Annotated in this window: 25 protein-coding genes and 1 other annotated feature; of the genes, 9 read left to right on the top strand and 16 right to left on the bottom strand. The window is 40.8% G+C overall.

The window, feature by feature from the left end; all coding sequences use genetic code 11:
• Positions 1–11 precede the first annotated feature (11 nt).
• Both NSQ64_RS15160 and NSQ64_RS15165 read right to left on the bottom strand, forming a co-directional pair.
• Entirely contained in the window at positions 12–1,361 is a 1,350-nt protein-coding gene (locus NSQ64_RS15160) for an amidohydrolase family protein (protein ID WP_341017172.1), read from the bottom strand.
• Positions 1,362–1,466: 105 nt separating this feature from the next.
• Positions 1,467–2,054: an NAD(P)H-dependent oxidoreductase gene (locus tag NSQ64_RS15165; protein ID WP_341017174.1), complete on the bottom strand. Its 588-nt coding sequence runs from the start codon at positions 2,052–2,054 to the stop codon at positions 1,467–1,469.
• A 118-nt stretch (positions 2,055–2,172) separates the two neighbouring features.
• On the opposite strand from NSQ64_RS15165, the gene NSQ64_RS15170 reads away from it, so the two are divergent.
• Entirely contained in the window at positions 2,173–2,604 is a 432-nt protein-coding gene (locus tag NSQ64_RS15170) for a MarR family winged helix-turn-helix transcriptional regulator (RefSeq protein ID WP_268381824.1), read from the top strand.
• A 52-nt stretch (positions 2,605–2,656) separates the two neighbouring features.
• Here NSQ64_RS15170 and NSQ64_RS15175 read toward each other — a convergent pair whose 3' ends face one another.
• From NSQ64_RS15175 to NSQ64_RS15205, 7 genes are all read right to left on the bottom strand, one after another.
• Entirely contained in the window at positions 2,657–2,833 is a 177-nt protein-coding gene (locus tag NSQ64_RS15175) for a hypothetical protein (RefSeq protein ID WP_008356320.1), read from the bottom strand.
• 15 nt (positions 2,834–2,848) lie between these two features.
• Positions 2,849–3,601, bottom strand: a complete 753-nt coding sequence (locus tag NSQ64_RS15180) for a hypothetical protein (protein ID WP_135226569.1) — start codon at positions 3,599–3,601, stop codon at positions 2,849–2,851.
• Between the two features lie 286 nt (positions 3,602–3,887).
• On the bottom strand, positions 3,888–4,502 hold the full coding sequence (locus NSQ64_RS15185) for a LysE/ArgO family amino acid transporter (RefSeq protein ID WP_039168907.1): 615 nt from the start codon (positions 4,500–4,502) through the stop codon (positions 3,888–3,890).
• A 136-nt stretch (positions 4,503–4,638) separates the two neighbouring features.
• The gene (gene mbcS, locus NSQ64_RS15190; RefSeq protein WP_047945286.1) at positions 4,639–6,219 is read right to left on the bottom strand and encodes an acyl-CoA synthetase MbcS; all 1,581 of its coding nucleotides are present in this window, start codon (positions 6,217–6,219) and stop codon (positions 4,639–4,641) included.
• 222 nt (positions 6,220–6,441) lie between these two features.
• Positions 6,442–6,654 carry an alpha/beta-type small acid-soluble spore protein gene (locus tag NSQ64_RS15195; protein ID WP_003216385.1) on the bottom strand — a complete coding sequence of 71 codons (213 nt, stop codon included), beginning with the start codon at positions 6,652–6,654 and terminating at the stop codon, positions 6,442–6,444.
• 89 nt (positions 6,655–6,743) lie between these two features.
• Entirely contained in the window at positions 6,744–7,949 is a 1,206-nt protein-coding gene (gene thiI, locus NSQ64_RS15200; RefSeq protein WP_007501769.1) for a tRNA uracil 4-sulfurtransferase ThiI, read from the bottom strand.
• Between the two features lie 4 nt (positions 7,950–7,953).
• Positions 7,954–9,096: a cysteine desulfurase family protein gene (locus NSQ64_RS15205; RefSeq protein ID WP_203143530.1), complete on the bottom strand. Its 1,143-nt coding sequence runs from the start codon at positions 9,094–9,096 to the stop codon at positions 7,954–7,956.
• A gap of 202 nt (positions 9,097–9,298) precedes the next feature.
• On the opposite strand from NSQ64_RS15205, the gene brnQ (NSQ64_RS15210) reads away from it, so the two are divergent.
• Positions 9,299–10,642: a branched-chain amino acid transport system II carrier protein gene (gene brnQ / locus NSQ64_RS15210; protein ID WP_341017180.1), complete on the top strand. Its 1,344-nt coding sequence runs from the start codon at positions 9,299–9,301 to the stop codon at positions 10,640–10,642.
• Positions 10,643–10,856: 214 nt separating this feature from the next.
• A complete protein-coding gene (gene brnQ / locus NSQ64_RS15215; RefSeq protein ID WP_024718689.1) occupies positions 10,857–12,200 on the top strand; it encodes a branched-chain amino acid transport system II carrier protein in 1,344 nt (447 codons plus the stop codon).
• A 40-nt stretch (positions 12,201–12,240) separates the two neighbouring features.
• Here brnQ (NSQ64_RS15215) and ezrA read toward each other — a convergent pair whose 3' ends face one another.
• Complete coding sequence (gene ezrA, locus NSQ64_RS15220) at positions 12,241–13,944, bottom strand: septation ring formation regulator EzrA (RefSeq protein ID WP_338705693.1); 1,704 nt, start codon at positions 13,942–13,944, stop codon at positions 12,241–12,243.
• A gap of 336 nt (positions 13,945–14,280) precedes the next feature.
• On the opposite strand from ezrA, the gene hisJ reads away from it, so the two are divergent.
• Entirely contained in the window at positions 14,281–15,096 is an 816-nt protein-coding gene (hisJ, locus tag NSQ64_RS15225) for a histidinol-phosphatase HisJ (protein ID WP_335364468.1), read from the top strand.
• Here the strand turns inward: hisJ and refZ are convergent.
• Positions 15,066–15,731 carry a forespore capture DNA-binding protein RefZ gene (gene refZ, locus NSQ64_RS15230; RefSeq protein WP_341017183.1) on the bottom strand — a complete coding sequence of 222 codons (666 nt, stop codon included), beginning with the start codon at positions 15,729–15,731 and terminating at the stop codon, positions 15,066–15,068. The genes hisJ and refZ overlap by 31 nt on opposite strands.
• Positions 15,732–15,857: 126 nt before the next feature.
• Here refZ and NSQ64_RS15235 point away from each other — a divergent pair, with 126 nt between their 5' ends.
• The 3 genes from NSQ64_RS15235 to NSQ64_RS15245 all read left to right on the top strand — a co-directional run bounded on the left by NSQ64_RS15235 (position 15,858) and on the right by NSQ64_RS15245 (position 18,075).
• Complete coding sequence (locus NSQ64_RS15235) at positions 15,858–16,358, top strand: GAF domain-containing protein (RefSeq protein ID WP_041092574.1); 501 nt, start codon at positions 15,858–15,860, stop codon at positions 16,356–16,358.
• A 310-nt stretch (positions 16,359–16,668) separates the two neighbouring features.
• On the top strand, positions 16,669–17,271 hold the full coding sequence (rpsD, locus tag NSQ64_RS15240; RefSeq protein ID WP_007501777.1) for a 30S ribosomal protein S4: 603 nt from the start codon (positions 16,669–16,671) through the stop codon (positions 17,269–17,271).
• A gap of 243 nt (positions 17,272–17,514) precedes the next feature.
• On the top strand, positions 17,515–18,075 hold the full coding sequence (locus NSQ64_RS15245) for a hypothetical protein (RefSeq protein ID WP_035702040.1): 561 nt from the start codon (positions 17,515–17,517) through the stop codon (positions 18,073–18,075).
• A gap of 9 nt (positions 18,076–18,084) precedes the next feature.
• Here NSQ64_RS15245 and NSQ64_RS15250 read toward each other — a convergent pair whose 3' ends face one another.
• From NSQ64_RS15250 to NSQ64_RS15260, 3 genes are all read right to left on the bottom strand, one after another.
• On the bottom strand, positions 18,085–18,684 hold the full coding sequence (locus NSQ64_RS15250) for a cysteine hydrolase family protein (protein WP_341017186.1): 600 nt from the start codon (positions 18,682–18,684) through the stop codon (positions 18,085–18,087).
• Between the two features lie 49 nt (positions 18,685–18,733).
• The gene (locus NSQ64_RS15255) at positions 18,734–18,946 is read right to left on the bottom strand and encodes a hypothetical protein (RefSeq protein ID WP_341017188.1); all 213 of its coding nucleotides are present in this window, start codon (positions 18,944–18,946) and stop codon (positions 18,734–18,736) included.
• A 95-nt stretch (positions 18,947–19,041) separates the two neighbouring features.
• Positions 19,042–19,659 (bottom strand): esterase/lipase family protein, encoded by a 618-nt coding sequence (locus tag NSQ64_RS15260; RefSeq protein ID WP_445684656.1) that lies wholly within the window; start codon positions 19,657–19,659, stop codon positions 19,042–19,044.
• A 232-nt stretch (positions 19,660–19,891) separates the two neighbouring features.
• Here NSQ64_RS15260 and NSQ64_RS15265 point away from each other — a divergent pair, with 232 nt between their 5' ends.
• A complete protein-coding gene (locus NSQ64_RS15265) occupies positions 19,892–20,233 on the top strand; it encodes an antibiotic biosynthesis monooxygenase family protein (RefSeq protein WP_039170277.1) in 342 nt (113 codons plus the stop codon).
• 128 nt (positions 20,234–20,361) lie between these two features.
• Here NSQ64_RS15265 and tyrS read toward each other — a convergent pair whose 3' ends face one another.
• Positions 20,362–21,630, bottom strand: coding sequence for a tyrosine--tRNA ligase (tyrS, locus tag NSQ64_RS15270; RefSeq protein ID WP_135009408.1), 1,269 nt, complete (start codon positions 21,628–21,630; stop codon positions 20,362–20,364).
• A gap of 53 nt (positions 21,631–21,683) precedes the next feature.
• Positions 21,684–21,921, bottom strand: a binding site (T-box leader).
• A 59-nt stretch (positions 21,922–21,980) separates the two neighbouring features.
• Complete coding sequence (gene acsA, locus NSQ64_RS15275) at positions 21,981–23,705, bottom strand: acetate--CoA ligase (RefSeq protein WP_144680003.1); 1,725 nt, start codon at positions 23,703–23,705, stop codon at positions 21,981–21,983.
• Positions 23,706–23,860: 155 nt separating this feature from the next.
• On the opposite strand from acsA, the gene NSQ64_RS15280 reads away from it, so the two are divergent.
• Positions 23,861–24,493 (top strand): GNAT family N-acetyltransferase, encoded by a 633-nt coding sequence (locus tag NSQ64_RS15280; RefSeq protein WP_047945276.1) that lies wholly within the window; start codon positions 23,861–23,863, stop codon positions 24,491–24,493.
• Position 24,494: the final 1 nt, after the last annotated feature.

Genomic DNA, 24,494 nt, shown 5'->3' on the forward strand with positions numbered 1-24,494 from the left:
GATATTGCACGTCATGTTGTTGATTCAAACTGATGCGGTAAAATATGATCTCTTGCCGCATAAGCTTTTTGTTTGATCTCTTCTAAGTTCACTCCAACTAGCTTCCCATTTTGTTTCACTGCTTTTCCAGCCACATAGACAGAATCAACATTTGAAGGGTGTGCCGTTTGCACAACTGCCCCAGCTGGATCTGTCATCGGAAGAAGATTCATACTTGTCCGATCGATCAAGATAAAATCAGCTTCTTTTCCAGGTGTGAGTGAGCCGATTTTGTCATCAAGCTTCAAGGCACGAGCCCCGTTTATTGTGGCTGCTTCAAGCATTTGCTGTGCAGACAATCCAAGTTCAGGCCCTGGCATCGTCCCTTCCATCAATAAAGATTGATTTTGAATCGCCCGCTCCGCCTGTAGTCCGAATTTCATTTGAGTAAATAAATCTCCGCCTGTCGCTGTCACCACATCTACACCAAGCGTTGGCAGAACACCATTTTCAATGGCGAGCCCTGTGACAGGATATCCGTGTCCCATCATCATTTCAATCTCAGGTGTAATAGAGATGGAGCTTCCGCTGTCAGCTAGCATCTTCATTTGATCTGCATCAATTGCATTGATATGCACCATATTCAAATCAGGCCCAAGCAGCCCTGCTTGATGAAGCCGCTCAATCGATCGATCCGCTGCTCCCCAATTTCCAAAGCCAATGTGCATACTGCATAATGCATCTAGTGATCTCGCTGTTTCAATTTCAAAGACGGTCGTCTCCCATGAAGAAAATTCAGGTCCACGAATGGCAAGTCCCATCGTCAACAGCTGATCCGATGATTGAAAATGTTTTTGTTTCACGCGGGCTGCGTCTTCCATATTTGTGAGCGTACTCTCTCTGTCCCAATACGCTGCATCTCCAGAGGTACCAAAACCAAAGACCGCTCGAATACCCGCATCTTTTAAACCTCCAATGAGTTCTTCTGTATGATCCATAGAATTGATCATCGTCCAGTCGAAAAACGTGGTCACTCCTGCATCTAATGCCTCTAATGCGCCTAAATAATTAGCAATTCGATCATCTGATGGACGTCTCATCGCCCCATAGTTGCCATAATAAATTTTGCTTAAATACGTTTGCAAAGACCAATCTGTTCCGATTCCCCGTATGACAGACTGCCACACATGACGATGGGTATCCACAAGCCCTGGCATGATGACCATGTCAGACGCATCAACAACATCAGCACCGCTTACTTCAATCGAAGGTCCGACTTCTAAAATATGTGCCCCTTCGATTAATAGATCTCCCTTCTCCAGAAAACCTAAAGATGGATCAAGTGTGATAAGAGCCGCATCTTTAAACAATGTTTTCTTCATCCATATCCCCCTTTTCAAATAAAGAGAATGAGTCACTCACTCTCTCTGTCATTTTAAGACATAACAGGTTCAAATTAGAAGAAAAGTGACTCAAGGAATGTGGTTTTATGAGCTGATATTCCGAAAATAGTTGTATATCCGTTTTAATTTCACGTCATGCTTCCCTTTTGGACTTTCCATCATGCCAAATTCAAAGAACTTCACCGGTTTAATCCCGACATATTGCAAAAGAGCTCGTTTCATTAACACCTTGTGGGCATTCTGCAAAAAGAAGAAAGGGTAGTGGGTCGGTCCTTGCATTGTAGATACACATACAGCCCTCTTTCCTTTTAACAAGCCTTCTGGCAGCAGCCCGCCTGTTTGACGGTAAGCAAAATTCGCTGCAAACATGCGATCAATAAAACCAAGTAGCATGGCTGGCGGCCTCCCCCACCAAATCGGATAAACAAACACGATATTGTCTGCCCATTTAATTTTCTCTTGATATTCTTGAATCTCAGGGTCCTTATGCATATCACGTCTTTTTTTCTCTTCATTAAAAATAAGTACAGGATCAAATTTGTGTTGGTATAAATCTATGATTCTCACTTCTTGAACGTTTGGATTTTCTTCACTGCCCTTTAGGATTTCTTTAAAAAAAGCACCATTTAAACTATTATGATGGGGGTGAGTATAAATAATGAGTACATTCATGGCTTATCTCCTTTAGTTATCATTTGATAACAAAAAGCATACACCCCTCTTTTTTAGTTGTCAAATGATAATTGTTTTTTGATAATAAATTTGGTATGGTACGTAGGAGGTGAAAATGATGAAAAACCCCCATTTTTTCAAAGAGTTTGTCACATTTGCTTCTACTTTTTCTGAGCTGAAACATGCTATGATGAGCAAGGTCAAACCATCTGATCTAACCACTCTACAATATTTGATTCTGGAGCAGTTAGCCGTCAGTGAGCCGCTAACACCTAGTGAAATTGCCAATTGTCAGCACATGTCTCTTCCGAATGTCAGCAGAGAATTGAAAAAACTTCACGAAAAACAATTCATTGATAGACAAGAAGATAAAGATGACAAGCGAAAACATGTCATTATGCTATCTAAAAAAGGCCGTGCGTGTATGGACAAAGCATTTCAACAAATTGAATCCATGCTCATGGACAGCCTTTCTTCCTCTGACCAAAATCAAATGGATGATATCGTACAAGCTCTCCGTCTATTAAATCAAACCATCTTCAAAAAATGATCGAATGAAAAAAGCATGAGCGTATCGCTCATGCAAATGATTTTTGAACACATTAGTAAAGAGATGCTAAAAGATACGTGATGAAACCTACTATTGGAATAATCGGGATCATCAGCTTCAATGTTTTATTCGTATTCTTATATAAATTCCACAGCAAGACTGGTACACCAAACGTCAATGTATCAAAGACAGCAAGCACTGCCCCTTTACGCTGTTCTTTATGAGCCATTTGAAAACCTCCAATTCACCAAACTTTTTTCACACAATAACCTGCTATCCCAGCCGATATTCCTGCATTAATGACTGTACATGCTATACAACCAACAGGTCCTGTTAAACAAACATAATAACAAGCCCCAAGAACCATTGAACGAAGCGGAAGAGATTCATTCGGGCCACTTTTCTTTTTTAAACAACTCCAAAATTTGTTCCAATTAAAGCTCGTTTGAATTTCCGAATCTTCAGCATTCATAATTTTTCTATTTAATTCCATCATATCTTTTTTCGCACCGTTTTCACCATAGGTAAAAGATCCTTTTAAAAACTCCCCATTTGGATTGATATGAAACTCATTCTTCAACTTTCCATTTTGAATGAAATATGAGTGTAAATTACCTTGCTCATCGTATTCCGCAAGTTGAATATAATAGGACTTTATCTGACTTAGTGAAATTGAAATAAATGATGCTGTGCTTACTAGCTGATTATCTGCTTTCTTCTTTGTTAGATAAAAATAAACAACATTCGCTTTAGCATCATTCAAATGAACTGCTACACTTTCTCCATTTAATTGATACCCTTTTTTGTAGGCTATTTCTTTTGCCTGTAAAAATTGAAAGCTCTTTTTTGTTTTTTTTATGAGCCTTTCAGCCACTTTATTGTTTTGTATCTTTTCAAAAGGCATATCCTCTTCTATGCTAACAGCTTTCCCCACAGGATATTGTCCGCATAGAAGTGAAATGAATAATAAAACAACAAGCATCTTCCTAACTTTCATTATGTAGCCTCCTTTAATAAATCTCATAAAAATTATACCTTTTTATGGAAAATGGCATAAGAGGCTTATTTACCAAAAAAAACCACTATAAATAATGTAGCATATCTCCTACTTGATATCATTTCCTTCAGGTAATTGAATCGTCAGTATGTCTGAGATAAATGAACGGTGTGTAACTGATGCTTGCCCCGAGACAGTAGACAACAAAAAAGCGCCGGATGTTTTCCATCCAACGCTTCTTCAAATGACATGTTCAACATCACGTCTCTTTTGCTCTATGTATCCTTTATCCAATAAGCTGATAGGCGATATATAATGCAACTAGCCAGATCATGACCGCAGAGGCTTTATTGATCCGGTTCATCCACTTGCCGTTTGTATCTAGCTTTCCTAACATTTTCCCGAGAAGGGCAAGACCCATAAACCATAACCACGAGACGATGATACAGGCTGCGGTAAATGCCACCTTTTCCGCCCCATGATATTGCAGAGAGTTCGTTCCTATCACTCCTATTGTATCGAGAATCGCGTGAGGATTTAAAAGTGAAACGGAACAGGCAAATATGATTTGTTTTCTCACGGGCATCAGGTCCATCTTTTCTTGATTACCTGTTGCGGAGCTCGTGTTCCAAACTGACCACCCCATATAAAGTAAAAAGAAAAATCCAATGATAAAAAGACCCATTTGCAAGATAGGAATGGTGAGTACAACAACCGAAACCCCAATGACAGCTAAAGTAATTAAAAGTGTGTCGCAGAGAGCAGCTGTAATGACCACAGGCAGTACGCGATATAATCGCGGCTGAAGGGCTCCTTGCTGAAATACAAATACATTTTGCGCGCCCAAAGGTAAAATAAGACCAAAGGCAAGCACAATCCCATGAATTATCGCAATCGACATTTTCAGAACATTCTCCTTTTCAAGTCATCCTTACACATTTTAACATAAATCATCATGAACGAATTTCACATATTTGATTTGTCCAATAAAAAAAGCGCTGGATGATTTTCCATCCAGACGCTTATTGTTTCTATTGTCATGATGATTTTCGTGCAAGCTCTCTTTCTCTCAGCTCGACACGTCGAATTTTCGCTGACGGAGTTTTTGGTAGCTCGTCAATGAATTCGATTTCTCTTGGATATTTGTACGGTGCTGTTGTATTTTTCACGTGTGTTTGCAGTTCTTTAATCAGCTCATCGCTTTGTGCAGATGCATCACGCAGGACGACGTATGCTTTCACGATTGATCCTCTGATTTCATCTGGACTTGCCACAACCGCACATTCTTTCACTGCTGGGTGTTTAATCAGTGCATCTTCGACTTCAAATGGACCAATTGTATAACCTGAGCTGACAATGATGTCATCCCTGCGGCTTTCAAACCAAAAATACCCGTCTTCATCTTTTTTCGCACGGTCACCGGTAATAAAGTAATCCCCTCGGCGCTGCGCCTTTGTACGCTCTGCATCTTTGTAGTATTCCTTGAATAAAGCCGGCGTTTCAAGATGAACGGCAATGTCACCTATTTCTCCTGGAGCACAGATCTGGCCATTCTCATCAATGATCTCTACTTCATTGCCAGGTGTTGGTTTGCCCATGCTGCCTGGCTTGATGTCCATTCCTTTCAGCACCCCGACTAGCAGCGTGCTTTCTGTTTGCCCGTAACCATCTCGCACTTCGATATCGAAATGTTTTTTGAACGTATCGATGACTTCACGGTTGAGCGGCTCTCCCGCAGAAACAGCACTATGCAATGTTGGTAGCTCGTACTGACTGAGGTCATCCACTTTTGCCATAAATCGATATTCTGTTGGTGTACAGCATAGAACATTGATTTCATTTTTTTGAAGCAGCTCTAAGTACGTATTCGGATTAAATTTCCCTCCATAAACAAAACCTTCTGCTCCGCTTCCTAAAACAGATAAGAGAGGACTCCACACCCATTTTTGCCAACCTGGTCCTGCTGTTGCCCATACTTTATCCCCTTCATTAATGGAGAGCCATGCTTTGGCCGCAGTACGTAAATGTGCATACGCCCAGCCGTGTGTATGAACAACCCCTTTTGGGTTACCTGTTGTGCCTGATGTATAAGAGAGAAACGCCATGTCCGTACGTGTTGTGTCTGCCAATTTCAACTCGCTTGACTGCTCTTCCTTTTGCGCAACAATGTTTGTCCAGCCATGATCATTCTCACCAATCGAGAATGTTTTGAAATCTTTTGGCTGGTTGGTTCCTTCAAACGATTGAATGAATGATGCGTAAACAATCGCTCCTTTTGCTTCTGCATGTTCAATTCGGTAATCTATATCTTTAGCGCGAAGCATTTCTGAACAAGGAATTACAACCATTCCTGTTTTTAAAATGGCTAAATAAATGCTGTATGCCTCTAGCATACGCGGCACCATCACAATGATTTTATCGCCTTTTTTAAAGCCTGCATTTAATAGAACATGACCAATTTTATTCGCCTCTTCCACTAATGCTGCATATGTCACATGCGCTTCATGGCCATTTCCGTCCTGCCAGTGCAGGGCGATTTTCTCCTGGTCATGACTGAACGCTTCAATCTCACTGACTAAGTTATATTGTTCTGGTGCAATTAAGTCTTCTCTTTTCATGGTACAGCTCCTTTTAGCCTCTTTCTATGAAACGAATCATGTTTCAATTTACCTATTCTAACACTCATAACTGAAAAATGCTTGAATTAGGACCTACTCCTAGTATTATGCCATAATTTTTTCATTTCGTCTCCTTTTTTAAAAATATTCTAACAATTTATGTACAAAAAAAAAGAGCGGGAATGAACCCGCTCATAAGCCATAGCTTTTTAATTGTGTGTCTTAGAAAGATCCGCCACCCATATGTTGTTGAGCGTAAGATACAAGACGCTTAGTGATTTCTCCACCAACTGATCCGTTAGCGCGAGCTGTTGTTTCTGGTCCAAGGTTTACGCCAAATTCTGAAGCGATTTCGTACTTCATTTGGTCGATCGCTTGTGCAGCGCCTGGAACGACTAATTGATTAGAACTGCTTTGTCTGTTTTGTTGAGCCATGTGTTCTCACCTCCTTGTGAATATAGAATGTGTAGAAACACATGACTTCATGCGATTGATTTTATGGTAATTATTATGAAATTTTTTATTTAGAATAAATCAGCGAATTTGTCAGCTGCTTTCTTTTCATTTGTGACAACGATTGTTTCGATCTGCTCCACTGCCTCATCAAGCATTGGCTCGAATTCAGCAAAGCTTTCGTAGCGTTCTACTTTTTCAAGCTTTGGTTTTGTTTTTGGAGATGGCGGCGTAAAGATCGTGCAGCAATCCTCAAATGGCTGAATGCTTGTCTCATATGTGCCAATTCGTCTCGCTTCTTCGATAATGTCATTCTTATCCACGGCAATCAGCGGGCGAATGATCGGTGTGTTTGTGACATGATTAATGGCATACATGCTTTCAAGTGTCTGACTTGCCACTTGACCAAGGCTTTCCCCTGTAATAATGGCAAGCGCATCACGCTTGGCTCTTATTTTATCTGCAATTTTGAGCATCATTCTTCTCGTTGAAGTCATCGTATAGTTTTCTGGTACTTGTTTGTGAATGAGCTCTTGGATTTTCGTAAAAGGAACGATGTGAAGCTTGACTTCGCCTCCATAGGCAGCTAAGCATTCCGCTAGATCAATGACCTTTTGCTTGGCACGTTCACTTGTATAAGGTGGGCTAAAGAAATGAACCGCTTCAATTTGAATGCCTCGTTTCATTGCCTGATAGCCGGCCACTGGGCTGTCAAAGCCGCCAGAGAGCATCAACATCGCTCTTCCGCTTGAACCAACTGGCAGTCCGCCTGCACCTTTTACATCTTTAAATGTAATGTACGTCGCATGTTCTCTTATTTCAATTCGCAAGTGAACATCTGGCTGTTTCACATTAACGGTTAAGTTGTCTGTATTCCTTAAAACATGTCCACCAATTTCTCGGTTCATTTCATTTGAATCAAGCTCAAATTGTTTATAAGAACGTTTCGTTGAGACCTTAAATGTATTTCCTTGTTCATACACTTCCTGAACCGCTGAGAGTGCCGCTTCTTTGATGGCATCAAGATTTGTCTCACATTTTACAGCCAGGCTAAAGCTTTGAATGCCAAATACACCTTTAAGCTGTTCTGAAATCGGTTCAGGATCTTCTCCGTTTAGCATGATCGTAATGCGGTCTCTGTCAGATGCATACTTTAATGCTTCAAAGTCTTTTAATACAAACCGGATATGCTGTCTTAGTTTTTCGATAAATTTCTTTCTATTTTTCCCTTTTGTTGAAATCTCACCAAAACGGACTAAAATATGGTCATACTTCATGTTGTTATCTCATTCCTTTTAATTTTTTCACACTTTGTGCGATCGATGTGATGATTTGTGGCGCTAGCTCTGGTCCTTGTCCATATGTCAAACTGATTCTCATGCTGCTTTTGGCTGCTTCTTCTGATTTTCCCATCGCCAGCAGGACACGGCTTGGTTCCTTTTTCTTAGCAGAACAAGCAGACGTTGTCGAAACGTAAATGCCTTCTTTTTCGAGCATATGCAGAAGGACTTCGATCTGAATACCTGGCACTGAAAAATTCACAATGTGCGGTGCGCTATGCGTCAGCGGTGTGTTTATGACGACGCCTTCTATCTTTCCAAGCTGCTGCTCTAGCTCCGTTTTTAAGGCGATCATCTCATCATGATGCTTGTTTAAATGTTCAAATGATTGCTTTATGGCTTTTGCTAAACTGACAGCTCCAGCAGGGTTCTCAGTCCCTGAGCGAAGGCCTAGTTCCTGCTCTCCTCCTGTGATAAAAGGGGCAAGTACTACACCTTTCTTTAAAAAGAGTGCTCCTGTGCCTTTTAAGCCATGAATTTTGTGACCAGACATCGTTAAAAGATCAATATCCATCTCTTTAGGCAGCGGAACCTTGCCAATTCCTTGTACGCCGTCGACATGAAAAATCGCTTCTTTAGCATACTTCCGAATGATGCTTGCCGCTTCCTCTATCGGCTGAATCGCGCCTGTTTCATTGTTTACATGCATGAGACTGACAAGCACTGTATCAGGGCGAAGCACTTCTTTTAAATGCGTCATATCTGCACGGCCATGCTCATTTACTTGAATATAGGAAATATCAAAGCCAAATAATGTTTTCAGCTGTTCAAACGATTCGATGACAGATGGATGCTCAATCGCTGTTGTGACAATATGTCTGCCTCGGTTCATCTTGGCAAGAGCAGCCCCTTTGATGGCAATGTTATTTGCTTCTGTTGCACCTGAAGTAAAAATAATCTCATATTGTGTAAAGCCTGTATAGTGAAGGATTTGTTTTCGCGTTTCACTTAATAGACGGCTCGCATCAATTCCAAGTTGATGCAGCGAAGACGGATTCCCAAAAAAACGCTCACTCACTTGCTGATGTACTTGTAAAACCTCTGGATAAGGCTTTGTTGTGGCACTATTATCAAGATAAATCATATCTTAAACTCCTTACAAAAAAACTTAAAAAATAAATGCATTTATATGTTACCATAATGAAGTCAGACAGAGAATTTTCTGAAAATGGCAGTTGACAACTTTTTATTTTCACTATATCATCCATAGTGCAATTGTCATATAAACACCTAAATTGTCAGAATATTTAAATTTGACACAATACACTGATTGAGGAGGGACTATTTTGAAAAATAGTTTAAGTATAAAAGAGACATTGGCTATTGGGCTAATGCTTTTTGCATTATTCTTTGGTGCAGGAAATATGATTTTCCCACCTGTTCTTGGGCAATATGCAGGTGAAAACGTATGGCTTGCCATCGGCGGATTCCTACTTACAGGCGTAGGTCTTCCACTATTAGGGGTTATTGCTGTCGCCCTTACAGGTACCGGAGCCAAAGGTCTTGCCGATAAAGCACACCCTAAATTCGGAACTATCTTTACCGTTATTCTGTATTTATCCATTGGACCATTTTTCGCCATTCCGCGAACTGGTACGGTTTCGTATGAGATAGGATTAGCTCCATTTCTCTCAGGTGCCCAAGCCACTTCATGGGTACCACTATTCATCTTTACCGTAGTGTTTTTCACTATTTCATACTTGCTTGCGTTAAATCCTTCAAAGCTGGTTGATCGTATTGGTAAAATTTTGACACCGATTTTATTAACTGTTATTGCTATTATTGTCATTAAAGCCATTGCTACGCCAATGGGAATGATCGGTGCTCCAGATAAAACATATGAGGCAAATCCGCTTTTCACTGGATTTTTAGAAGGTTATAAAACAATGGATGCACTTGCTTCTATCGTATTTGGAATCGTCGTGGTGACAGCTGTTAAGGACAGAGGCATCACAGAGCGAAAATCTCTTGCAGCAGCTTGTATTAAGGCAGGAATCGTAGCAGCTGTTGGACTGGCACTCGTGTACATTTCACTTGCTTATGTGGGTGCTTCAAGCCCCGATGCCACGGGAATGGTTGGAGCAAATGATGGCGGCAAACTGCTTTCACTTTCTGCCAACTTTTTATTCGGTTCTGCTGGTAACATTGTTCTTGGCGCAGCCATTTTATTCGCTTGTTTAACGACTAGTGTTGGACTTATTTCATCTTGTGGAGAATACTTTTCAAAGCTCTTCCCAGCACTTTCTTATCGTACTGTCGTTCTAATTGTTTCTTTATTTAGCACATTCGTTGCAAACCTCGGACTGGCACAAATCATTTCTCTGTCGGTGCCTGTACTCGTAGCGATCTATCCACTGGCCATTGTCATTATTTTATTATCGTTCCTTGACCGCTGGATTAACGGCAGAAGAGTCATTTATATCACTTCTCTCATCTTTACTGGTTTCTTTGCCATCACTGATGGATTATTAGCTGCCAAAGTGAATCTAGGCGGATTGCCTGGCATCTTGAAATCAATTGTTCCGTTTTACGATTTAGGCATTGGCTGGATCATACCAGCTATTATCGGTGCTCTGATTGGTGTACTTATTTCCATGTTTACCAGCCCACCAAAGCAACTTGCCTCATAATCATCACAAGCCAAAACATCCCCTTCCAAAGAAGAAGGGGATGTTTTTTTATTGTTCTTCATATACTAAAATAGAAAAATTCATGACTTTTGTACGAAAACACATGTTGACATCAGGCGTACATCCTTTATAATTAGTGATTGTTAATGATGAACGGTTACCTAGCAACTAATTAACAGAATATTTCAACATAATAATGGAGGCTTTAAATGCAATGAAGGCAACTTTGTCGACGAAAGATACGGTTATCATAGGTTTTATGCTGTTTGCTCTATTCTTCGGCGCCGGTAATATGATTTATCCACCAGAGCTTGGGCAATATGCTGGGCAAAATGTGTGGAAAGCAATGGGCGGATTTTTATTAACAGGTGTCGGTTTACCTCTTCTGGGGATTATTGCAATCGCTTTGACAGGTCGAGATGCGAAAGGATTAGCTGATAAAGCTCACCCAGCTTTTGGAACAGCGTTTACCGTCATTTTATATTTATCTATTGGGCCACTTTTCGCTATTCCTCGTACAGGAACGGTTTCATATGAAATTGGTGCACTACCCTTTTTAGCTGGTGTACCAGCTTGGCTCTCACTTCTTTTATTTACACTGGCCTTTTTTGGTATTACGTATTATCTTGCACTAAATCCAACGAAAATTGTGGATCGTGTAGGGAAAGTGTTAACACCGATTAAATTTACGATCATTTTGATTATTATCGTCAAAGCCATTTTGACACCGATGGGCGTCATTGGCACACCTGATGTGTCCTATAGCAATGGATCATTTTTCAAAGGGTTTTTAGAAGGCTATAAAACCATGGACGCTCTTGCATCTATTGTGTTTGGGGTTGTTGTCATCAACGCCATTAAAGGACGTGGTGTAACAAGTAAAAAAGCACTCACATCTGCTTGTATCAAAGCAGGCCTCATTGCAGCTTGCGGATTAACATTTGTTTATCTATCACTTGCTTATTTAGGCGCTTCAAGTACACACGCGATTGGTTTTGTTGGAGATGGCAGTAAAATCTTGGCTCAGTCTTCGCAATTTCTTTTTGGCAGTTTAGGTAATATTGTGTTAGGCGCGGCGATTACGGTTGCCTGTTTAACCACAAGTATCGGTCTCGTGACATCGTGCGGAGAGTATTTCTCAAATTTATTACCTAAACTTTCTTATAAAATGGTCGTTACACTCGTCACATTATTCAGTTTTATCATTTCAAATTTTGGACTTGCTCATATTATCGCTTTTTCAGTACCTGTGTTAACTGCGATTTATCCGTTAGCGATTGTGATTATCGTCTTATCACTTGCTGACAAATGGCTTGGTCATAGAAGACCTGTGTATGTCCTTACTTTGATTTTAACTGGCTGCGTCAGTCTGTTTGACGGCTTAGCAGCGGCGAAACTGCCGATTGGTCCTGTGAAAGATCTCTTTCAAACGATCTTGCCGCTATATGACCTTGGCATTGGCTGGATTGTACCTGCCATACTCGGAATCGTGATTGGATTTGTTATCTCTCTATTCACTTCTTCTGCTTCAGAAGAACGCCAAAAGCAAGCTTCATAACATGGAAAAAGCTGAAGTCCTAAAATGGACTTCAGCTTTTTTATTGATGCTGATATTCTTTTTCTTGCTGAGTTAAAAGCTTCTGAACGGCTCCAGGTGATGCTTTTTCGACAGCTGCTGCTGCCACATCAAATGAATCGTTATAATCATAGGCATAAAATCTTCGTTCTGCCTCTTTTAATTGCTCTGAAAGAATGTGGTTTTGACTTCTAAACCGGTTGCCGTATTGTATAATCCGTTCAATTTGATCCACTTTACGAAGCATGTCATGTGTTTCATCAACCACTTGTCTGACTGTTTCAGAGGCTTCTTTTAATTGCTGGTTCACTGCTAGCATATTCAGCGGCAAATTCTCTAACTGCTCCTGCACTTGCTGAATCATCTCCTGCGCTTTTTCAGCACGGTCTTTGATGTCAGCAGGTACACCTGGAATGTTGCTTTTGTGCAGCTGGCGCACTGTATCTGTCAGCATGGTTTTAAGTTCAGCCAATGTTTCTCTTGCCTGTAATTCTTCTTTTCGTAACGATTGAAGGTGATCTTTAAACGCTTCATGAAGCGTTTTGGCTTCCTCAATAAAGGCCTCAAGCTGATTGATTTCATCCATTAATAATGTGTATGCGACATGGTCACGATCAAGCTTCTCTCGTATTTGCTTCATGAGCTTTTCAATTTCTTCTAATCGTTTTTCGAAGGCTTTCTGCTGATCCAGCTCTCCCGCTGTCAGCTTGTAGCTTTCTTTCACAAGAGCCGTTTCTGCCTTAGTCTGCGTGTGGTCTTGTTCAAGTTTTTCAAATGCTTCGGTCAGCTCAGGCATTTTGCTCTTGATTTCCTGACCTGCTTCTACTTCTGCTTCTAGCTGATCATACAGCGTCTGAATCGCATCATCAATCATTTGCAGAATGCTTGATGCTTCATCTAAATTGAGTTCATCAATCAGCAGTTTCTCCGCCCGGGTCAGCTGTTTATTCAAGTTCTCCAGCTCTTTTGTGATCTGGATGTGCTCTAGCTTGTAGCCTTTGTCTGTCATTTCTTTATAACCGTCTTTCAGCTTCGTTAGCTGACCTGGCACCGTTTGTTTGCAGTCTGCGATGAGCTTCGGTACATCATTGATATATAATTGCAGCTGATCGAGTCTGCGGTCTTGCTCAAGCAAAATTTTCCTTGCTGTCATGTAGTTTCCGTTTTCTGTTTCTTCCTCGTACTGCTTGATCCCTTCCCAGGCCTCATCTAAGTCCTGCTCCATTTTGTCATAAAGGGTGCCGTATAAATGGCTGTAAGCAAGTAGATTTTTTCGTACCGTTTGATATTGCTCTTTGACCTTCTCGATGTCTTTTCGGTTTTGCTCTTCACTTGTGACAAGGTCTGCAATCTCTTTTAAAATGTCTTCGATGTTTGAATCAGCAGCGGTGAGCAGATCTCCTATATGTGCAAGAACTTGCTTCGCTTTGGAGAATCGATATTTATCAGAATACTCTTCTGCATCATATAATAGCTCCTCTACCTTTGGAAGATGGGCTGTGACGATATCGTCCCACTCTGCACGCCATCTTTCAAAAAACTGCTCTGTTTCTCCGGTCATTTTTAAATGTTTGATTTTTGAAATTTCTTCTACAATTGATCTGTTTAAAATTTCAATTTTCCATGCTTCCAATCGGTCAATCTCTTTATATATATTTTTTCTGAGGAAATAACCGACTGAAAACAAAGCAAGCAAAATGACAATTAAACCGATGATAAACTCCATAATGAGCCCCCTTGTTGTGATCTAAGTGATGTCAGGGTAGTGTCCCGAGTAGACCTGAGAACCCTTTCGTGTCCGCTTTGCATTTGTTTTTTATAAGCAGGATTGTATTTTTCCCAATACGATCCATTCACGGTTTTATGTATGTTTTTTCAAGAAAGTCATTCAGGCTTTCTATCATTTGATCACATGTATTGATGTGACCTGTTTTTATGTATGCGGAAGCTGTCGTTTTCATTGTTATTATGATACCATGTAACCAGCATTTTTGGTCATGATTTTTCATTATTTTCGCTGATAAACATGACGTTTTTCAAAATATCGACAAGAGGTGACGACATGTTGAAACAAGATGCACATTTACATACGCCATTTTGCCCGCACGGTACGCTTGATCCTTTTCATTCTTATATTGAAAAAGCTATGAAAAAGGGATTTGATTCCATCACCTTTACCGAGCATGCCCCGCTGCCTCCTTCGTTTCGAGATCCAACGCCTGAGCAGGATAGCGCCATGAAGCTTCGAGACCTTGAAGCATATTTGACGAAGCTGGATCAGCTGAAACAGGAATATAAAGGACAGTTAATAGTAAAAACTGGGCTTGAGGTCGACTATATCAAAGAGTATGAAGAGGAAACAAGTGCCTTTTTAGACTGCTACGGCCCTGAACTAGACGATAGCATTTTATCTGTTCACTTTCTTCCTGCTGGCAATGATTATATTTGTCTTGATTTTGATGAGCACGCCTTCAAGCAGCTGATCAGTATCTATGGCAGCACCGAACACGTCTATCAAAGCTACTATGACCAAATTCATTCTTCTATTCTATCATCTTTAGGTCCATATAAGCCAAAGAGAATCGGTCATATCACCCTTGTCCAGAAATTCAAACAGCTTTTTCCATACGAAATGTCGCCAGAACTATGTCAAAGGGTCACCCTTTGTCTTGAAGAAACGGCAAAAAAAGGCATGTCCTTAGATTTTAATACATCAGGTCTTCGTAAAACATATGCCAGAAGTATCTATTTAGATCAATGGATGATCGATCTTGCAAAACAGAAAAAAATTCCGCTCATATTCGGGTCTGATGCCCATCAAGCGGAAGATCTCGGGTATGCGTATGATCAATTTGAAGACATCATGAGTTTAAGGTGAGAATCAAGTGCCGATTCGTTTGGTTCTAACAGATGATGAAGCGACCGGCTCAGTTCCTTATAGTACGTTTGATAAAAGTAAGGCTCATTTGGGTTGATATAAAGCACCTCTGTTAAATATTGCGGCTGTAAATATGGCATCATCAGAAGTGATTTTAGCTGGATCATAAATGATGAGAGTGACAGCTGCTTACAAATCACATGGGTGCTTTTTCCTTTTTCAATGATGAGCTGAAACAAGTATTTTTCCTTTGTTAAATAGGTGGACATGATTTCCCTGATCAGCGTTGAATCAATGGTCACCTCTCGATAAACGAAACGGGTTAATTGACGATTTTCATGCTGATAAGATAAAATATCAAAAACCACATGAAGTAAACATTCTTTTGCATGACGGGTTTCCATGTGCTGGATGTGCGATTCAATCATCTGAATATAGCCTTCATAAAAATCGGATACGAGTTGCTCGAGCAGCCCTCCTTTTCCTTGAAAGTAATAAGATATATGGGCAACGTTGACGTTTGCTTCCTTCGCAATCTCACGGACAGAGGTTCCAGAAAATCCTTTTTGGTTAAAAAGTCTGATGGCAGCTTCAATAATACGGTCTTTTGTTTGCACGGTTGTTGATGTTTTCATCCGCTCACCCCTCTTCATGTGTACATACTTCAAGGTGAAGGCGGAAGTTCCTTTAATCATTGCTCGACAAATCCCACATGCGAAGCGCAAGTTATGTATTTTTGAGATAGAAAGTAGGAGATTTTCATGTTTCATGTCGAAAAACAGTCTGGTGATCCATCGAAAGACTATCAATTACTCATCAAGCAAGTAGAAGCGATTACGGATGGTGAACCTGATCTCATTGCCAACCTAGCCAATGCTGCGGCGCTGCTTTATCACTCGCTTCCTGAAGTCAATTGGGCAGGATTTTATTTAGCAAAAGGCGGAGAGCTTGTGCTTGGTCCATTCAACGGACTGCCCGCATGTGTACGCATTCCTTCTGGAAAAGGGGTTTGCGGTACAGCTTTTGCGACAGGTGATGTACAGCGTATCGCTGATGTCCATGCATTCCCTGGTCATATTGCATGTGATGCAGCATCGCAATCTGAAATTGTGATCCCACTTAAAGTAAATGGACAAATCATTGGGGTACTCGATATTGACAGTCCAGTGAAAGATCGTTTCAATGAAGTGGATGAAACGTACTTAGTTCAATTTACAGAGGTTCTCCAAAATGCGTTATCAGCCTCTACTGATGCGTCATGATGCGTGAAAAGCAGACAATGTGTCTGCTTTTTTATTTTGTTTTCTTTCTCGGTAAAAGCCGGCCGTGTTTGACATTCTCCTCTTTAAATAGGTTGACTTCTCCTATCTGGCGTCATATAATAGAGTTTGTGTGAAATATGGCAGCCTTTTTGTTCGGCTTTTTTGTATCATTTTGTTCCTTCTATATGGAGGTGCATCTTGTAACTCCCTGCTGCTGGAGCGAGGATGCATGAAAACATAATGACGGAAAAGACAAAGAACAGACGGTTTTTATTTTTCACAAATAAAAACAATAAGGAGGAGTCACATTATGGCTCGCTATACAGGTCCAAGTTGGAAGATTTCCCGCCGTTTAGGCATTTCATTAAGCGGAACAGGTAAGGAACTTGAAAAACGCCCTTACGCTCCAGGCCCACATGGTCCAGGACAACGCAAAAAACTATCTGAATACGGTTTACAATTACAAGAGAAGCAAAAGCTTCGTCACATGTACGGTGTCAACGAACGTCAATTCCGTACACTATTTGACAGAGCTGCTAAACTTCCTGGTAAACAAGGTGAAAACTTCATGATCCTTCTTGAAACTCGCCTTGACAACCTAGTATACCGTCTTGGCCTTGCTCGTACGCGCCGCCAAGCTCGTCAGCTAGTAAACCATGGTCACATCCTTGTTGATGGAAGCCGTGTAGACATCCCATCTTTCTCTGTGAAACCAGGTCAAACGATTGCTCTTCGTGAGAAATCTCAAAACCTTGCAGTTGTGAAAGAATCAGTTGAAGTGAACAACTTCGTACCTGAATACCTTACTTTCGATGCTGAAAAGCTTGAAGGAACTTTCACTCGTCTTCCAGAGCGTTCTGAATTAGCGCCTGAAATCAGCGAACAACTAATCGTTGAGTTCTACTCTCGTTAATTTCATGACTCTCTCAGAGAGTGATCAAACAAACCCTAGAGACCTTGATTGTTCAAGGATTTCTAGGGTTTTTTGTTCGGTCTTTTGTATGATACTCTCTAGCTACAAATAACTTATTTGCACACAAGAAAATTAGAACACCGATTACTCTTTACTCTTTTTCGTTTTCCTCTTACAATTACATTTACTGGATAACTCACAACTTAAAACAATAATGTAAGGAACGTTAAGGAGGAAAACAATTTGTCGATCATTTCATTTATGTTAGCACTTATGCTCATTTCAATTGTTATCTATGCGATTTTGAGAAAGACAAAAGTTGTCGATGAAGCGCCTGGAGCTATCGCTGAAATTCTCCTCATTTTACTCATCTTTTTTTCGATTAGTTTTGTCATCATCATTCCAAGTTCTGTACTTTATGTTGTTTCATTAGGAGTGAATTTTCTTTTTGGAGAATATATTACCTATGCATCATTTCTTTCATTATTGACCTTCTGTCTATTCGTCAGTGGGATTGTTCTTTTTTGGTCGATCTTTTTAGTATTCATTGGTAAAGGAATTTCCTCTTTGCTAAGATTTCCTCAATGGTTCACGTTTATCTTTGAGTTTCTACTCTCATGGATCGTTGTGCATTTCTCAATTAAGTTTGTACTTAATATGAACATAGTCAATGTCTCCATTTGGGAGCACGGCACACTCATTTTATCTTTCTTTGTCAGCTTCTTATTTATTGGAATTGATCTCATCTACTCAAGTATTGAACAACGAAAACAGCCGCTGGATGAACAAGCAAAAAGCTCCTAGAGATGATTTCTAGGAGCTTTTGCTTGCCCAATTTGTGATCAGCTGCTCAGTTGTCAGGATAGTCGCAAATTCGTCATGCAGTGTTGCAAGTGAAAGGCGATGGATCGTTTCTGGATCATAATATGTACCGGTTTGATCTGTTAAACCAAAGGCGGCTGTTGCATCTGACATGAGGTATGTATCAAAGCCTAGGTTTCCACTCATTCTTGTTGTGGTAGATACGCAGTGCGGTGTTGTGAGTCCAGCAATCACAACAGTGTCGATCCCGTTTGATCTTAGTTGTTCCTCTAAGTTTGTACCTATAAAGCTACTGTTGACTTTCTTTTGTATGACCGTTTCTTCATCTAGCGGTTTGGCGATCTCTTTGAAGGAGTGCCCTTCATTTGCTGGATGAAATAAGGAGTGCGGCTGATCCGATGTATGCTGAATATGAATGACTTTCCATCCTTTTTCTCTCCAAAACGTCAATAGACGACTCATATTCTTCTCTGCATCTAGGTTATTCCGTTCTCCCCATTTTTCGTGCTCGAATGCTTTCTGTACATCGACCATAATCAAAGCCTTTTGATGATGTTGCACAAATACCCACCTCCGAAGAATCTGAATCATTACTTGTAGTGTAAGGAATGGTGGTTGATTTGTACATGTTTTTATTTGTCTATGTACGATGTTTTGTCTGTTTTTGCAGTAAAAAGACAAAACACACACTGGCTATTAAGTAATAGATACCAATGATGGATGTACAGTTAGATATGACTTCTGCCCATTGCACTGATTTGACGATTGCCATCCAGATCATATAGATGATCAGAAATGAACATGGGAAATAGAGAAAGTAGCCTAAGAAAGCATATTTGAGTTTTTGCGTCATCTTTTATCCTCCTAAAAATCTTCTCCAACACCCAGCAGCACCCATATAACCATGACATCAAAAAAGACAGCACAAACCGCTGTCTTTTTGATTTTTTAATTCGTATTCTGTCCTCCGCCATTCAATCCTTCTTTCACATAGCCTTTGACTTGGCTTGAGGTTAATAGACCGATATGTCCAACGCCGTGAATGAGGACGTTTCTTGCGCCAATTAAGCGAGAGAGGCTGTTGACGACGATGAGATCAGCTGAGCTATAGACAGATGTGTAAAGAATTTTTTGAATTGGATCGGTGCCTGGTAATGCTCTGAGTGAAACGAGTCCATTCGCTCCACCAAGTGTGACGACGTTTTCAATTTTATCTCCGCCGTCTAGGTTCTTAATATAGTATAACGTGTTCGCACCGCCCATGCTATGAGCCACAATATCTACTTTTTTGGCGCCCGTTTTGGCTAGTACATCTTTGACGAATCTAGAGAGCCTCGGGCCATTGTTCAGGTTATTGCCTGTTTTGTCTATGAAATCGATTGCAAAAAGTTGGTTTTGATCCCATCCCTGTGACACTAAGTATCGTTTGATCGAAGCAAAGTTATAAGACGCACCACCCATGCCGTGTACCATTACAACCGGATTATGCTCAGCCGCTTTGGCTTCTTTCGGCTGGATGAAGGCTATTGAACCTAGCACTAAGGCAAAGGCAACAAGAATTTGCAAACTCTTTTTCTTAAATCGAATCACTTTCATTCCCCCTTATTCATCTTATTCGACTCTATTTTATACAAGAAAAATATGTCAGAAAAGTGAACAAGGTAATGTTTATAAGATGATTTTACAGAAATATAAATAATCATAAAGCACCTTGGACTTTTTTAAATTAAAACAAAAAGACTACGAGCCCCTCTATCTTTCATATATAATGTGAATAGACAAAAGGAGGTTCTGCTAGATGCTGTTTACTCAAACACCTGCACTACCCTATTATGCCGTGATTTTCACATCAAAACGAACAAATGTCGAGCAGAAAGAATACGCCGTGGCTGCTCAAAAAATGGAAGAATTAGCGAAAGAACTAGACGGGTTTCTTGGAATAGAAAGTGTACGAGATGAACATGGTGTTGGAATCACTGTCTCTTACTGGGATTCATTAGCAGCCATCAAAGAATGGAAAGCACATACAGCACATCAGCGTGTTCAAAAAAAAGGAAAAAAAGATTGGTATGAATCCTATACAACCCGAATTTGTAAGGTAGAACATGCTTATACAAACGAAGATTCACTCCTTGAATAAGAAACAGACAAATGAGAGAAAACCGCTCTGTAAAAGTTTAATTCCTACTTGTGAATAAAAAAGAAAAGCACCTCAATGTATATGAACATTTGAGGTGCTTTTCATGATACTTACTGTTTCATAAGGATTTATTTATACGTCACAAGGAAATATTTCTTTTTCCCTCTTCTTAAGACGGTAAATTGGTTTTCAATTCTATCTTCAGCTGAAAGGACGTAGTCTTTGTCGGTTTGTCTCTCTCCGTTGATGGAAACTGCGCCATTCGTGATATCTTCACGTGCTTGACGTTTTGATGGAGACAGTTTTGATTCGACAAGAACATCAACAAGTGTTAATTCTTCTGCACTGTCTTTCTCCATTGATGGCACATCTTTAAAGCCTACTTTCACTTCTTCTGCTGTAAGAGATTTAATCTCACCTTTAAATAGCGCATTTGAGATGTTGACAGCCTGTTCTAGTGATTCACGGCCATGCACAAGTGTTGTGACTTCTTCTGCCAAACGGCGCTGTGCTTCACGTTTTTCAGGGGCTGTTTGCACTTTTTCTTCGTACGATGCGATCTCTTCTTTTGATAGGAACGTAAAGTATTTTAAGTATTTCACGACATCACGGTCATCTGTGTTGATCCAGAATTGGTAGAATTCATATGGTGATGTTTTTTCTTTATCTAACCAAATGGCGCCGCCTTCTGTTTTCCCAAACTTCGTGCCGTCTGCTTTTGTCACAAGCGGCATTGTGAGACCGAATGCTTTTGCGCCTTCTGCTTCAGACTTACGGATCAACTCAAGTCCAGATGTGATATTTCCCCACTGGTCACTTCCGCCGATTTGCAGCTTACAGTTTTCATTTCTGTAAAGGTTCAAGAAGTCTAACGATTGCAGGATGACGTAGCTGAACTCTGTGTACGAAATACCTGTCTCAATCCGTGAGCTGACGATATCTTTTGCGAGCATGAAGTTGACGCCGAAGTTCTTTCCAATATCACGAAGGAACGTGATCACATTCATTTGACTGATCCAGTCATAGTTATTGACGATGACAGCTGGGTTGTCACCTGCTTCAAAATCAAGGAATTGAGAGAGCTGGCCTTTGATTTTCTCTGACCACTGTTCGACGATTTCTGCTGGGTTTAGTGAACGTTCTGCTTTTTTGAAACTTGGGTCACCAATCAGTCCAGTTGCGCCGCCAACAAGTGCAATCGGATGATGGCCTGCTTCTTGGAATCTGCGCAATGTTAAAATTGGCAGTAAGTGACCAATGTGCAAGCTGTCAGCTGTTGGATCAAAGCCGGAGTATAGCTTGATTTTTTCTTCTGCTAATAATTTTGTTAAACCTTCTTCATCTGTTTGCTGCTGAATTAATCCTCTGAACGATAATTCTTCCATCAATTGACTCATATCCAAATCTCCTTTTTTTACAATTCAACATAAAAAACGCCCCTTCGAATGAACGAAGGGACGATATATATCGCGGTACCACCCTGCTTAAAAGACAAAACAACACGTCTTTTCACTTACACTGATAACGGACAGATCCGTTCTTTCACTAATCAGGCAACATGCATGCTCCTTTTGGTAAAAGCGGTTCGTGAGGGTAATTCGAATATCTCTTTGTACTGACTCGCACCAGCCGTCAGCTCTCTTGGACAGGGAAAGATGATTCTACTGAATCTCAGTCAAAACCTTTTCATATTCAACTAAAGTCATTTTTAACATACTTTTGATATCAAGTCAACTGACGGAAGCGATTAATCTTCCATTGTCGAGAGATCGCCAGCAGGTAAATTCAGTTCCCACGCTTTTAGCACACGTCTCATAATTTTACCGCTTCGTGTTTTTGGCAGTTTGTCTTTAAACTCAATTTCTCTCGGTGCTGCATGTGCAGCGAGTCCTTTTTTCACAAACGTGCGAATCTCTTCTTTCAGCTCATCTGTCGGTTCGTATCCGCTTCTAAGCGCTATAAATGCTTTAATAATTTCACCGCGCACAGGATCTGGTTTTCCGATGACACCAGCCTCTGCAATGGCCGGATGTTCCACCAGTTTACTTTCTACCTCAAATGGACCGACCCGCTCTCCTGACGTCATAATGACATCGTCGACACGTCCCTGGAACCAGAAGTATCCATCTTCATCCATATAAGCTGAATCTCCTGAAACATACCAATCTCCCGGCATAAAGTAAGATTCATATTTTTCAGGATTGTTCCAGATCGTATGCATCATAGACGGCCAGCCCTTTTTGATGGCAAGGTTCCCCATCCGGTATGGCGGAAGTTCATTTCCGGCATTATCTACAATCGCGGCTTCAACGCCTGGAATTGGTTTCCCCATCGAACCTGGTTTGATATCCATGCATGGATAGTTACAAATCAGCTGTGCACCTGTTTCTGTCATCCACCAAGTGTCATGAATTCGTTTACCGAATACAGCGTCTCCCCAGCGGATCACTTCTGGATTAAGTGGCTCTCCTACACTTAACACATGACGGAGTGAGCTGAGATCATATTTTTGAATGAGATCGTCTCCTGCTCCCATCAGCATTCTGAAGGCTGTCGGTGCACTGTACCAAACGGTCACACCAAGCGATTCAATGGTTTCGTACCACGTATCAGGATTGAACCTGCCGCCTAAAATGACATTCGTCGCTCCATTCAGCCACGGAGAAAAAATACCGTACACCGTCCCTGTTACCCAGCCTGGATCAGCTGTACACCAGTAGACATCTTCTTCTTTCAAATCAAGTACCCATTTACCCGTCTGGCCTTGCTGCACCATTGCGCCATGAACATGGAGCACACCTTTTGGCGTACCAGTGGACCCTGACGTGTAATGAAGCAGATATCCATCTTTTTCATCCATCCACTCGATTTCAAGCTCCTTCGCTGCCTGTTCAAATGCTTCTTCAAAGTGAATCGTCCGCACACCACCTGCATCCTCTTTTTCACCACCGACAATGATGACGGATTCAAGCTTTGGAAGTTCTGCAAATGGAATCCGCTCAAGCAGATCAGGCGTTGTCACAATCACTTTTGCCTCACTATTTTCTAAACGATCTTTGACGGCACCTTCCATAAATGCCTCAAATAACGGACCGACGATCGCACCAATTTTGACAGCACCAAGCAGTAGAAAATAGAGCTCAGGTGATCTTGGCATAAAGATAAACACGCGATCCCCTTTTTGCACATGCGCCTGTTCTCTTAATAGATTTCCTGCTTTGTTTGTCTTGATTTTCATATCCCTGAACGTATACTTTTCATCCCGCTCTGAATCTTTGTAGTGAAGCGCCACCTTGTTTTTACGAAACGAGTCCGCATGTCTGTCAATCGCTTCATAAGCTGCATTTACTTTTCCTGTTTCATACCAAGAGAAATTTTTTCTCGCTTCCTCCCATGAAAATTCTTTGTATGCTTGCTCATAATCATTTAAATGATAGTCCCCTTTTACTGATGGTAGCGTTTCCACTTTCATCAAACAGTCCCCCTTTGCATACGTTTACAATGACCATTATAGTATAGATGACTTTTTTTCTCAATTTTTAAAAAACTTCTGATGAAACCGTTTTAATTATTGCAAGATTTAAGATAGAATAGAGACGACTCACTAGAATTTGAGGCGGTGGATACGTGGAGCATCCTAAAACTTATTATTCAAAAACCATTGAGCGAGAAACAGGTTCCATCCTGATTGAAGGACCGGTACCTGCATCAGAGCTTGCGAACTATATGTTTCATGAAGGACTAACGGCATTTCGCACGCCTGAGGAACAGAAACAAGCACTTGTTGAAATAGCAGATCTTCCTGAAGGACGTATTATCATTGCTAGGGTGGATGAGCTTGTCGTAGGCTATGTCACGTATTTGTACCCTGATCCGCTTGAACGCTGGTCAGAAGGCAACATGGACAATTTAATTGAGCTCGGTGCCATTGAAGTCGCTCCTCCATTCAGAGGCTGCTCACTTGGCAAGCATTTACTGGATGTGAGCATGATGGATGAGCAAATGGAGAATTACATTATTATTACAACTGAATATTACTGGCATTGGGATTTAAAGGGGACAAAGAAAAACGTGTGGGAGTACCGCAAAATGATGGAGAAAATGATGAACGCAGGCGGTCTTGTCTGGTTTGCAACAGACGAGCCAGAGATTAGCTCACATCCAGCCAATTGTTTAATGGCCAGAATTGGAAAACATGTGAGTCCTGATTCGATCGAGCGTTTCGATCGTCTTCGCTTCCATCAGCGCTTTATGTATTAAC

Source organism: Bacillus sp. FSL W8-0183 (genome assembly GCF_038006825.1).
GTDB classification, from domain to species: domain Bacteria; phylum Bacillota; class Bacilli; order Bacillales; family Bacillaceae; genus Bacillus; species Bacillus altitudinis.

Bases quoted from the DNA above. Each gene is read 5' to 3' on its own strand.
- NSQ64_RS15160 (WP_341017172.1), bottom strand. From the start codon at position 1,361: ATGAAGAAAACATTGTTTAAAGATGCGGCTCTTATCACACTTGATCCA.
- NSQ64_RS15165 (WP_341017174.1), bottom strand. From the start codon at position 2,054: ATGAATGTACTCATTATTTATACTCACCCCCATCATAATAGTTTAAAT.
- NSQ64_RS15170 (WP_268381824.1), top strand. From the start codon at position 2,173: ATGAAAAACCCCCATTTTTTCAAAGAGTTTGTCACATTTGCTTCTACT.
- NSQ64_RS15175 (WP_008356320.1), bottom strand. From the start codon at position 2,833: ATGGCTCATAAAGAACAGCGTAAAGGGGCAGTGCTTGCTGTCTTTGAT.
- NSQ64_RS15180 (WP_135226569.1), bottom strand. From the start codon at position 3,601: ATGAAAGTTAGGAAGATGCTTGTTGTTTTATTATTCATTTCACTTCTA.
- NSQ64_RS15185 (WP_039168907.1), bottom strand. From the start codon at position 4,502: ATGTCGATTGCGATAATTCATGGGATTGTGCTTGCCTTTGGTCTTATT.
- mbcS (WP_047945286.1), bottom strand. From the start codon at position 6,219: ATGAAAAGAGAAGACTTAATTGCACCAGAACAATATAACTTAGTCAGT.
- NSQ64_RS15195 (WP_003216385.1), bottom strand. From the start codon at position 6,654: ATGGCTCAACAAAACAGACAAAGCAGTTCTAATCAATTAGTCGTTCCA.
- thiI (WP_007501769.1), bottom strand. From the start codon at position 7,949: ATGAAGTATGACCATATTTTAGTCCGTTTTGGTGAGATTTCAACAAAA.
- NSQ64_RS15205 (WP_203143530.1), bottom strand. From the start codon at position 9,096: ATGATTTATCTTGATAATAGTGCCACAACAAAGCCTTATCCAGAGGTT.
- brnQ (WP_024718689.1), top strand. From the start codon at position 10,857: ATGAAGGCAACTTTGTCGACGAAAGATACGGTTATCATAGGTTTTATG.
- ezrA (WP_338705693.1), bottom strand. From the start codon at position 13,944: ATGGAGTTTATCATCGGTTTAATTGTCATTTTGCTTGCTTTGTTTTCA.
- hisJ (WP_335364468.1), top strand. From the start codon at position 14,281: ATGTTGAAACAAGATGCACATTTACATACGCCATTTTGCCCGCACGGT.
- refZ (WP_341017183.1), bottom strand. From the start codon at position 15,731: ATGAAAACATCAACAACCGTGCAAACAAAAGACCGTATTATTGAAGCT.
- NSQ64_RS15235 (WP_041092574.1), top strand. From the start codon at position 15,858: ATGTTTCATGTCGAAAAACAGTCTGGTGATCCATCGAAAGACTATCAA.
- rpsD (WP_007501777.1), top strand. From the start codon at position 16,669: ATGGCTCGCTATACAGGTCCAAGTTGGAAGATTTCCCGCCGTTTAGGC.
- NSQ64_RS15250 (WP_341017186.1), bottom strand. From the start codon at position 18,684: ATGATTCAGATTCTTCGGAGGTGGGTATTTGTGCAACATCATCAAAAG.
- NSQ64_RS15255 (WP_341017188.1), bottom strand. From the start codon at position 18,946: ATGACGCAAAAACTCAAATATGCTTTCTTAGGCTACTTTCTCTATTTC.
- NSQ64_RS15265 (WP_039170277.1), top strand. From the start codon at position 19,892: ATGCTGTTTACTCAAACACCTGCACTACCCTATTATGCCGTGATTTTC.
- tyrS (WP_135009408.1), bottom strand. From the start codon at position 21,630: ATGAGTCAATTGATGGAAGAATTATCGTTCAGAGGATTAATTCAGCAG.
- acsA (WP_144680003.1), bottom strand. From the start codon at position 23,705: ATGAAAGTGGAAACGCTACCATCAGTAAAAGGGGACTATCATTTAAAT.